General features: G+C 61.1%; 8 protein-coding genes. 6 read left to right on the top strand and 2 right to left on the bottom strand.

Features of this window, described 5'->3' with window-relative positions; genetic code table 11:
* The 4 genes from NV64_RS21555 to NV64_RS21540 all read left to right on the top strand — a co-directional run.
* A partial coding sequence (locus tag NV64_RS21555) for an ATP-binding cassette domain-containing protein (RefSeq protein WP_101506746.1) occupies nucleotides 1-627 on the top strand: 627 nt, incomplete at its 5' end.
* Nucleotides 628-726: 99 nt separating this feature from the next.
* Entirely contained in the window at nucleotides 727-1,491 is a 765-nt protein-coding gene (locus NV64_RS21550) for a FadR/GntR family transcriptional regulator (RefSeq protein ID WP_056237092.1), read from the top strand.
* A gap of 92 nt (nucleotides 1,492-1,583) precedes the next feature.
* Nucleotides 1,584-3,398 carry a glycoside hydrolase family 15 protein gene (locus tag NV64_RS21545; RefSeq protein ID WP_101506741.1) on the top strand — a complete coding sequence of 605 codons (1,815 nt, stop codon included), beginning with the start codon at nucleotides 1,584-1,586 and terminating at the stop codon, nucleotides 3,396-3,398.
* A 177-nt stretch (nucleotides 3,399-3,575) separates the two neighbouring features.
* The gene (locus NV64_RS21540) at nucleotides 3,576-4,772 is read left to right on the top strand and encodes a L,D-transpeptidase family protein (RefSeq protein WP_056237095.1); all 1,197 of its coding nucleotides are present in this window, start codon (nucleotides 3,576-3,578) and stop codon (nucleotides 4,770-4,772) included.
* A 387-nt stretch (nucleotides 4,773-5,159) separates the two neighbouring features.
* Here NV64_RS21540 and NV64_RS21535 read toward each other — a convergent pair whose 3' ends face one another.
* Nucleotides 5,160-6,188 (bottom strand): transporter, encoded by a 1,029-nt coding sequence (locus NV64_RS21535; protein WP_056237097.1) that lies wholly within the window; start codon nucleotides 6,186-6,188, stop codon nucleotides 5,160-5,162.
* Nucleotides 6,189-6,397: 209 nt separating this feature from the next.
* Here NV64_RS21535 and ppk2 point away from each other — a divergent pair, with 209 nt between their 5' ends.
* Nucleotides 6,398-7,315, top strand: a complete 918-nt coding sequence (gene ppk2, locus NV64_RS21530; protein ID WP_056237098.1) for a polyphosphate kinase 2 — start codon at nucleotides 6,398-6,400, stop codon at nucleotides 7,313-7,315.
* Nucleotides 7,316-7,951: 636 nt separating this feature from the next.
* Here ppk2 and NV64_RS21525 read toward each other — a convergent pair.
* Entirely contained in the window at nucleotides 7,952-8,167 is a 216-nt protein-coding gene (locus NV64_RS21525) for a hypothetical protein (protein WP_233209069.1), read from the bottom strand.
* Between the two features lie 840 nt (nucleotides 8,168-9,007).
* Here NV64_RS21525 and NV64_RS21520 point away from each other — a divergent pair.
* Nucleotides 9,008-10,189 carry an MFS transporter gene (locus NV64_RS21520; RefSeq protein WP_101506740.1) on the top strand — a complete coding sequence of 394 codons (1,182 nt, stop codon included), beginning with the start codon at nucleotides 9,008-9,010 and terminating at the stop codon, nucleotides 10,187-10,189.
* The last annotated feature ends 113 nt before the right edge of the window (nucleotides 10,190-10,302 follow it).

Below are 10,302 nucleotides of genomic sequence, written 5' to 3'. Positions count from 1 at the left end.
GCGCGGATGCTGGTCGGGCTGGAAACGCCGACCGCCGGCACGCTGCGCATTCAGGGCGAGGATGCCGCGCGCCTGGCCCGACGCGGCGTGCAGGCGTTTGGCAAAACCATCCAGTACGTGTTTCAGGACCCGGTTGCCTCGCTCAACCCGCGCAGGACCATCGGCCAGCAGCTCAGCGTGCCGCTGCGGCGGCTGTGCGGCTACGGCGCATCGGCCTGCCCGCCACGCCTGCGCCAGCTGATGGCGGCGGTGGGGATGCCCGCCGACGCGCTGCACGGCTACCCGCACGAGTTCTCCGGCGGCCAGGCGCAGCGGCTGGCGATTGCCCGCGCGCTGGCTGCCGAAGCGCAGATCCTGGTGCTGGACGAGCCGGTCAGCGCGCTGGACGTGTCGGTGCAGGCGCAGGTGCTGCTGTTGCTGGAAGATCTGAAGGCCGAATTTAACCTGTCGTACCTGTTTATCAGCCACGATCTGGCGGTGGTCGAGTCGATCGCCGACCGCGTGGCGGTAATGAATTCTGGTACTATCGTCGAGTGCGCCACGACTGACACGCTGTTCAGCGCTCCTGAACACCCCTACACCCGCCAGCTGCTGGCCAGCGCGCCCGGCCGCAGGGTGCAGGCGTAGCGTTTTTCGCCTGCCCTGGCCGCACGACGTTTGTGCCGTTTATTGCGCAGCCGACTGCGTGATAAACGGCACGATTAACGGTACTACAGACAGGTAACTATGTCCGACATCTCATCACGCCTGCCGGAAGGCGGCAGGCGCAAACGCACCGATGAAATTATCGCTGCCATTAAGCAGAGCATTATTGACGATAACCTGCTGCCCGGCGACCGCCTGCCGCAGGAGAAGGCACTGACCGAACGCTTTGCCGCCGGCAAAAGCACGGTGCGCGAGGCGCTTAAGGCGCTGGAAGCCGAAGGCTTAATCCGCACCCGCACCGGCCCCGGCGGCGGTGCCTTTATCGACAGCGTGCCGGAAGCGCGGGCGATGAGCCTGCTGGGCAACTATCTGTTTACCCGCGAACTGAGCATCGAACACATCTATGCGCTGCGTAAGGTGCTGGAGCCGCAGGTGGCGGTCAGCGCCATCGGGCAGATTGATGAGGCCGGCTTCAGCCGCCTGCATCAGCTGATCCGCATTTACGACCACCCTCCTGCCGACGAACAGGAGCGCTGGGACCAGCGCATGGCCGAGCTGGACTTTCATCATGTCGTGGCCGGTTTTTCGACGAATCCGCTGCTGGCGTTCTTCTGCCGCTTTCTGCAGCGGCTGCTGAAGGATCTGGCGGTGTGCAAAGACATCTACCAGCAGCCCGAACCGGTGGATCGCCGCCAGGGGATCGACTATCAGTATCAGCTGATCGAGGCGCTGCGCCGCGGCGACGCCACGGCCACCGAACGCATCATGCGCGCGCATATGCAGCACGCCGAACAGGCGATGCTGGCGCTGCAGGCCACCCTGCAGGCGCAGTTTCTGCACGACTGATCCACGCCGTTTCCTGAAGGCGTCAAAAATTGCCGGCTTATTTTTGGCTATAGTTAGGTGACGCCCTCAACACCACTCCTTCAGGAAACACGATGAAAAAGGTAAAACGTGCAATAGAAGATCATGGTGTGATTGGCGACCTGCGCACCTGCGCCCTGATCGCCAACGACGGCACCCTCGACTACCTCTGCTGGCCCAACCTCGACAGCCCGTCGGTGTTCAGCGCGCTGCTGGACAACGACGACGCCGGCGTGTTCAGCCTCAGCCCCGACTGGCCTGACGCCCGCCGCCTGCAGATCTACCTGCCGGAGTCCAACCTGCTGCAGACCCGCTGGCTGGATGACGCCGGCGTGGTCGAGGTGACCGACTATATGCCGATCTGTCAGCAGGAAGACCGCCTGCCGCGCATCATCCGCCGCATCCACGTGGTACACGGCAGCGCCACTATTCAGCTCTGCTGTAATCCGGTGCACGACTACGCCCGCGCTGAAACCCGCGCTACCCTGCAGCCCGGTGCGGTGCTGTTTCGCGCCGACGGCCAGCCCGGCCTGCGGCTGACCGGCGACGTGGAGTTTGAGCTGGAAGAGGCCGCGGCGGTGGCGCGCTTCACCCTGCAGGCCGGCGAGAGCCGCGAGTTTATTTTCGGCAGCGCCGACGATGCGCACCTTGATGATGACGATAACGACCTCTGCTTCCACGACACCCTGGCGTACTGGCGGCGCTGGAGCGCGCAGAGCGACTACCGTGGCCGCTGGCGCGAGGCGGTCAACCGCTCGGCCTTAACGCTGAAGCTGCTGACCTCCTGGCAGCACGGCTCGATCGCCGCCGCCGCCACCTTCGGGCTGCCGGAGGAGCTGGGCGGGGAGCGCAACTGGGACTACCGCGCCGCGTGGATCCGCGACGCCTCCTTCAGCATGTACGCGCTGATGCGGCTCGGCTACGTCGACGAAGCGCGCGGCTTTACCCACTGGGTCGGCCGCTGCGTGGAGAACAGCCATCACGACGTCGAAAAACTGCAGGTAATGTACCGGCTGGACGGCAGCACCGAGCTGCACGAGAGCGAGCTGCCCCACCTGGCCGGCTACGCCGGTTCACGCCCGGTGCGCATCGGTAATGACGCCTGGCGGCAGACCCAGCTGGATATCTACGGCGAGCTGATGGACGCCATCTACCTCGCCAACAAGTACGGTGAGGCGATTTCGCAGCGCGGCTGGAACCACGTCTGCCGGATGATTGACTACGTTGCCGATCACTGGCGGCAGAAGGACGCCGGCATCTGGGAGATGCGCGGTGAACCGGAGCACTTCCTGCACTCGCGGCTGATGTGCTGGGTGGCGCTGGACCGCGCGCTGCGCCTCGGTGAAAAACGCTCGCTGCAGATGCCCGCCGAACGCTGGCGCGAGGCGCGCGACGCCATCCGCCAGGATATCTGGGACAATTTCTGGTGCCCGGAGCGCGGCCATTTTGTCGCCACGCAGAACGGCAGGTTTGTCGACGCCTCGATGCTGCTGATGCCGCTGGTACGCTTCGTCGCTGCCACCGACCCGGACTGGCTGGCGACGCTGGACGCCATCAAACGCTATCTGGTGCGCGACGGCATGGTGCGGCGCTATAACGTTGAAGAGACCCCGGCCGACGGGCTGCAGGGGGATGAGGGGGCGTTCGCCGCCTGCTCGTTCTGGTACGTGGAGTGCCTGGCACGCGCCGGCCGGCTGGAGGAGGCCCACTTTGAGTTCGAGAAGCTGCTCAGCTACGCCAACCCGCTGGGGCTGTTTGCCGAAGAGTTCGACAGCCGCGGGCACGCGCTGGGCAACACCCCGCAGGCGCTAACCCATCTGGCGCTGATCAGCGCGGCTTATTTCCTCAACCGCCGCCTGGACAATCAGGATCCGCAGTGGCAGCCCTGAAAAAGCCGCCCCGGGGGCGGCGAACTGCTGACTTTAGCGACAGTTGAGCGTAAAGATAGTTCAGCAGGATAAATCCAGGTTTCCCCTGACGCAATAATGCACATATAATGCGCAACCGGCCTTAAAGGCCGGATTGGGTCGTTTATCAACAGTCTACATGGCGCTACACCTGAATTTATGAAAAAGACCATTCGTGCGTTTGTCACCCTGTTTCTTGCCGCAGCGGCAGTCAGCCACTCCGCCTTTGCCGTGGTTTATCCCCTGCCGCCGGCTAACAGCCGCCTGACCGGAGAGAACCTGGAAATCACCATTCCTGAGGACAGCAAGCTGCCTCTGGAAGCCTTTGCCGCCCAGTATCAGATGGGGCTGAGCAATATTCTGGAAGCCAACCCGGGCGTGGACGTTTACCTGCCGAAGGCGGGCAGCAAACTGATCATTCCTCAGCAGCTGCTGCTGCCGGATGCGCCGCGTGAGGGCATCGTGATCAACAGCGCCGAAATGCGCCTCTACTACTACCCGAAAGGCAAGAAAACCGTGGTAGTGCTGCCGATCGGCATCGGCGAACTGGGTAAAGATACCCCGGTGAACTGGACCACCACCGTTCAGCGTAAGAAAGACGGCCCGACCTGGACGCCGACCAAAAAGATGCACGCCGAGTACGCCGCGCGCGGTGAGACCCTGGCCCCGGTGTTCCCGGCCGGCCCGGATAACCCGATGGGCCTGTACGCGCTCTACATCGGCAACCTGTATGCCATCCACGGTACCAACGCCAACTTCGGTATCGGCCTGCGCGTCAGCCACGGCTGCGTGCGCCTGCGCGCCGACGACATCAAGTGGCTGTTCGACAACGTGCCGGTCGGCACCCGCGTGCAGTTTATCGACCAGCCGGTGAAGGCCTCGGTTGAGCCGGACGGTTCGCGCTACGTCGAGATCCACAATCCGCTGTCCGAGACCGAAGAGCAGTTTAAATCCCGTGAGCCGGTGCCGCTGACGCTGAGCGCGGCGGTTAACAAGGTGGTAAGCGACGCCAGCGTCAACACTACCGCGATGGAAGACGCGCTGAAGCTGCGCTCCGGTATGCCGGTGAAGGTTAACGGTCCGGCGGATGAGAACATCACCCAGCCGGTCGCCGTGCCGGAGCAGGATGGCGCGCTGCCGAAAGAGGAGCCAATGACCCCGGTGACCACCGAAGGCGCTAACGTGGTGGCCCCGGCCGCGACCGATGCCGCTCAGCCGGTAACCACTGAAGCGGCTCAGCCTGCAACGGATGCTGCACAGCCTGCGGCAACCGACGCTGCACCAGCCGATCAGACTGCCGCTCCGGCCATTCAGGGCCTGACCCAGCCTGGCCCGGTCTACAGCCAGCCGAAGTAAAGACTTAACTGCCAGGGCATCGTTGTATGCCCTGGTGCAAGGTCGGCCGTTGGCGGGCAGATCGCCGGGTCGCCGTGAACCCCTCCCTGGGGGCTCGGATGCCGCATCCTTGCGGCATACGCCCGGCTAACCTGTCCCCCCAACGGCCTCCCCCTCAGACTGTTTAGTCGCTGTTTTATAAGTCAAAAAATCCAAACCTCAATTCAGGTCCAGGTCCAGGTCCAGGTCTTAATCTAATCTGCAGCCAGCAATAATCGATATCCAGGCCAGTGATCAGGATTGCGTTCTTACCTTAATCTGGCCAAATCCTGTTGATCGGCATCAAATGGGACTTAGAGACAGCGACTTAAATTTACAGGGCAATCGGGGTAATCCGCCTACGCCTCATCACTCTTTATCGCGCCTGCGCAGCACCAGCCAGGCCGCCGCGACGGTAAACAGCGTGACCAGCAGCACCAGCAGCAGGAAGCCGTGCGGGTTGTTGGCCAGCGGTACGCCGCCGACGTTCATGCCAAAGAAGCCGGCCACCAGGTTGATCGGCAGCGCCAGCACGGTGATCAGCGTCAGGGTAAACAGCGTGCGGTTGCTCTGCTCCAGCTGCTGCGCGGTGACCTCTTCCTGCAGCAGGCGGATGCGTTCGGTCAGGCCGTTGAGGTCGTTCAGCACCACGGTGAACTCTTCGGTGAACTGGCGCAGCTCCTGTACCACGCTGAAGTGCAGCCAGGCCGGCGGCCGGTTGAGCAGGCGAAACAGCGCCGCCGGCTCCGGGGCCAGCAGGCGCTGGTAGCGGATCAGCGTGCGGCGCAGCCGCCCCAGCTCGGCGCGGTTGCTTTTGCTGTGCTGGCCGAGCAGGCGCTCTTCGATCCGATCGACGTAAAGGCTGGACTGGCGCACGATCAGCCCCAGCAGATCCTCCTGCTCCGCCAGCAGCTGGGCCAGCAGTTCGGTGGAAGATCGCAGCCCCAGTTCGGGCAGACGGCGCTGCAGCTGCTCGACCAGCCGCACCGGTTTATGTCGTGCGCTGACCACCAGCCCGTCGCGGCACCAGATCCACAGCGTAGCGTTCTCTTCGCCGCTTTCACGCGGGTCGAAGTTGACGTCGTTCAGCACCGCCATCAGCGCGTCGTTTTGCCGTTCAATGCGGGTGCTGTGCGAGCCGTGCTGGATCTCATCAAAGAAATCATCATCGACGGCGAAATGGGTTTTCAGCCAGCGCGGCGCGGCGGCGTGGTTGAGGTTTACGTGCAGCCAGAGGAAGTTGCCCTCCTGCTGCGGGCCTTGCCAGGCTTCGCAACACTGCTGCACCGTCAGTACCTGGGGCGGCTGTTCGCTGATAAACCGATAGCCGTAAATCAATCCGGAAACATCGTCACTGAAGTCAGTTTTTTGCCGCAGCAGCGGCAGGCGTTCGGTCATAGGGGTACCCGGCGGGGCAGGTGACGGCAATGGCTCTATCCTGCCGCAGGTTGATGACGTTTTTGTTACAGGCGGCACCGTTTGCGCAAATTCCCGCCGACGCCGTCATTTTTCTGTCACACAAACTGCGTATTACCAAGGGTAACTTTTTTCATCCCTGCGGTGCACCACCGCCACCCCAACGGTGCCTTTGATTCCGGAGCCCGATCATGTCTATGCAAGGCAATGAATTTAAATCAGAAAATTTCCACCAGCGTCTGTTGCAGGAGTTTTACGACAGCTACGATGAGGAGCTGGAGATGGAGCTTGACGACATTCGATTCGGCGACGGCAGCGAGATGGCGCCGGACGAGAAGGCGTGGCGTAAGTACTATTTCCGCGAGCTGCTGCGTCTGCAGGGCGAGCTGCTGAAGATGCAGGACTGGGTGATGCGTACCGGCCACCGGCTGGTGATTATTTTCGAGGGGCGCGATGCGGCGGGTAAAGGTGGGGTGATTAAACGCATTACCCAGCGTCTGAATCCGCGCACCTGCCGGGTGGCCGCCCTGCCCGCCCCTAACGATCGCGAGCGCACGCAGTGGTATTTCCAGCGCTATATTGCCCATCTGCCGGCCGCCGGTGAGATGGTGCTGTTTGACCGCAGCTGGTATAACCGCGCGGGCGTTGAGCGGGTGATGGGCTTTTGTAACGAGCAGGAGGTGGAGGAGTTTTACCGCAGCGTGCCGGAGTTTGAGAAGATGCTGACCCGCAGCGGGATTCAGATCGTGAAGTACTGGTTTTCGATTACCGATGAGGAGCAGGAGCTGCGTTTCCTGAGCCGTATTCACGATCCGCTGAAGCAGTGGAAGCTGAGCCCGATGGATCTGGAGAGCCGCCGTCGCTGGGAGGAGTATACCGAGGCGAAGGAGGAGATGCTGGAGCGCACCAATATTGATGAGGCGCCGTGGTGGGTGGTGCAGGGCGTGGATAAGAAGAAGGCGCGTCTGAACTGCATCAGCCATTTGTTGCGTCAGGTGCCGTATGAGGATGCCGCGCCGAAGTCGATTACGTTGCCGGAGCGTGAGCGCCACGATGAGTATCGTCGCAGCCCGGTGCCGGAAGGGATGATTGTGCCCGAGGTGTACTGAATCGGGGTATCGCATCGCTGTTGGATGTGTTGCTTTTATCGCTGTGCGTTTACTTGTTGCTATTGGGTTGCTGTGGATTAGTTGCTGCGGGTGCGGTAGCAGACATGTCGGGTTATTACGTGGCTGTCGGTCAGTCGCTTCGGGAACCGTGGCCGGGCGTATCGGGGATATCCGGAACGCGGACACGCCGTAAACCCATCCATGGGGCCCTGGCATCGCCCATCCATGGGCGCTGACAGTCCGCTTATCCGGATATCCCCGATTGCCTTTGAGCTGCTGAGTCGCTGTTGGGTGAGTTGCTTTTATCGCTGTGCGTTTACTTGTTGCTATTGGGTTGCTGTGGATTAGTTGCTGCGGGTGCGGTAGCAGACATGTCGGGTTATTACGTGGCTGTCGGTCAGTCGCTTCGGGAACCGTGGCCGGGCGTATCGGGGATATCCGGAACGCGGACACGCCGTAAACCCATCCATGGGGCCCTGGCATCGCCCATCCATGGGCGCTGACAGTCCGCTTATCCGGATATCCCCGATTGCCTTTGAGCTGCTGAGTCGCTGTGGGGTGTGTTGCTTTTGTAGCGGCGTTCGCTCTGGCAGTCATGTGGCTGTTAGTGAGGTGTTCTTGGCTGTTTTTTGTCCGTTAGTGGATCGCTGTGAGAGCCGGGATTGCGGGTAGTATGCTACTTTCATCTTCGAAGCGCAGGCTGAGCATCTCGATTTTCTCTACCAGGATCCACATGAGTACATCGCGCGTTATCGGCTGACGGAGTTCAGTTATCGCGTAGGCCAGCGCCCGGCACTGATCGCATAATTCGGTATCGTCCAGGCTGGCTGAATCGGAAATTCCGTAGTTCATTTTGCACCTCCGTTTAAAGAGGTGGCTGGATATTGCGCTGAAACAGTGGTGATAACTGTCTCATTAGAAATAGTCTTTCTGATCATGATGTCGTCTCTTCTGTATACGGGACTGACGTCAGAAACTCGTATTCTCAGATCTGCCAGAAAGAACAGGCATTCGCCACAGAGAAAATGATGATTCTGACGCAAATCCTCCCCGGCTTAATTAAGCCGGGAGATTGTGCCAGGAAGACGTCAAGAACGCCCTCGCTCATTGCTCTGTTATCAGAACGCCAATTCTGATATCGACGGGTGTCGACAAAACTAATTTACGCCTGAATATCTTTATTGCCAGCGGATATTCAAGCCAATTTAAGAAAATGGAAGACGGCTCGAAAACTAATGTAATACCGGTGAAATCAACAAACCCTGTTTGCTTTTACTAACAGCGAAACGGCTGCGTGGAGGGTTCGCGGTATGGGGACAGGTTAGCCGGGCGTACGGCGCAGGACGCGCCGTCCGAGCCTCCATGGACGGATGATGTATTGCAGCCCGGATTTCGGGCTGCAATACATTAACGGCGTCCCGGCGTTCTGACCCCATACCGCGAGCCCCGGCACCCAACCCACAGCAAGGCTTTTAGCTGCAAGCCATAGCTACAGCGTCCCGGCGTTCTGACTCCATACCGCGAACCCCGGCACCCAATCCGCAGCCAGGCTGTTAGCTGCAAGCCACGGCTTCAGCGTCCCTACGTTCTGTCCCAATATATAGTAATAACTTGTCGCCAAACTTTGCAGGCTTTGTTAGCACGCTAAGGGTATGATAGTGGATTACTTAATCCTGTTTTTGGCTCCGCTTTATGTCCGCACCGGCTGCACTGACCTCTGCTCAACTGAACAAACGCATTATCTCCGTGGTGGTGTTCACCTTCTTCTGTTACCTGTCGATCGGCCTGCCGCTGGCGGTGCTGCCGGGCTACGTGCATAACCAACTGGGTTACGGCTCCTTTATCGCCGGGCTGATCATCAGCCTGCAGTACTTCGCCACGCTGGTCAGCCGCCCGCAGGCCGGGCGTTATGCCGACCTGCTCGGGCCAAAAAAAGTGGTCAGGGTCGGGCTGGTACTGTGCGGCGGCAGCGGGCTGCTGACCCTGCTGGCGATTTGGCTTAACGCCTCGCCGCTGACCAGCCTGCTGCTGCTGGCCGCCGGGCGCGTACTGCTCGGCTTTGGCGAAAGCCTGACCGCTACCGGATCGATTCTGTGGGGCATTAACGTGGTCGGCAGCACCCAGAGCGCGCGGGTGATCTCATGGAACGGCGTGGCCACCTACCTTGCAATGGCGCTGGGCGCACCGCTGGGCGTCATGCTCACCGCGCTGGCCGGTATCCCCGGCTTCGCCACGCTGATTATGCTGATGGCGGCCTTCGGCTACTGGCTGGCCGGACGCCGCCCGGCGGTACAGGTTGCGGTCGGCGAACGCATCCCGTTCAGCAAAGTGTTCGGCAAAATCTGGCTGTATGGCCTGTGCCTCGGCCTCGGCACCGTCGGCTTTGGCACCATCGCCACCTTTATTACCCTTTACTTCAGCGAACACGGCTGGAACGGCGCGGCCTTTGCGCTCACGCTCTTCAGCTGCGGCTTTATCCTGATGCGCCTGCTGTTCAACAACACCATCACCCGCTTTGGCGCCATCCGCGTCTCGCTGCTGTCGTTTATGCTGGAGTGCGCCGGCCTGCTGCTAATCTGGCAGGCGGGCAGCGTCTGGCAGGTCGATCTTGGCGCGTTCCTCACCGGCTGCGGCTTCTCGCTGATCTTCCCGGCGCTGGGCGTCGAGGCGATCCGCAAAGTAAAACCGCAGAACCAGGGCTCCGCGCTGGGCCTCTACTCCGCCTTTCTCGACTGCGGCCTCGGCCTGACCGGGCCGCTGGCCGGCCTGCTGATCGCCAGACAGGGCGTCGACGCCATCTACCTCGCGGCAGCCGGGATCGTCCTGGTGGCAATGTTGCTGATGATCTGGCGGCTGATTAAAGGCGATCGCTAAAGTCTCGCTACCTGATAATAGCGACGTTGATGATGACTGATAAACGATGAACGATGAACGATGAACGATGAACGATGAACGATGAACGATGAACGATGAACGATGAACGGTGA

It is taken from the genome of Erwinia sp. B116 (genome assembly GCF_002865965.1).
GTDB lineage: Bacteria > Pseudomonadota > Gammaproteobacteria > Enterobacterales > Enterobacteriaceae > Erwinia.
This window is presented reverse-complemented; position numbering and strand designations above follow the sequence as displayed.

What these genes read in the sequence shown, in the direction of transcription:
- NV64_RS21525 (WP_233209069.1), bottom strand. Translation starts at nt 8,167, where the DNA reads ATGAACTACGGAATTTCCGATTCAGCCAGCCTGGACGATACCGAATTA.
- NV64_RS21520 (WP_101506740.1), top strand. Translation starts at nt 9,008, where the DNA reads ATGTCCGCACCGGCTGCACTGACCTCTGCTCAACTGAACAAACGCATT.
- NV64_RS21550 (WP_056237092.1), top strand. Translation starts at nt 727, where the DNA reads ATGTCCGACATCTCATCACGCCTGCCGGAAGGCGGCAGGCGCAAACGC.
- NV64_RS21540 (WP_056237095.1), top strand. Translation starts at nt 3,576, where the DNA reads ATGAAAAAGACCATTCGTGCGTTTGTCACCCTGTTTCTTGCCGCAGCG.
- ppk2 (WP_056237098.1), top strand. Translation starts at nt 6,398, where the DNA reads ATGTCTATGCAAGGCAATGAATTTAAATCAGAAAATTTCCACCAGCGT.
- NV64_RS21535 (WP_056237097.1), bottom strand. Translation starts at nt 6,188, where the DNA reads ATGACCGAACGCCTGCCGCTGCTGCGGCAAAAAACTGACTTCAGTGAC.
- NV64_RS21545 (WP_101506741.1), top strand. Translation starts at nt 1,584, where the DNA reads ATGAAAAAGGTAAAACGTGCAATAGAAGATCATGGTGTGATTGGCGAC.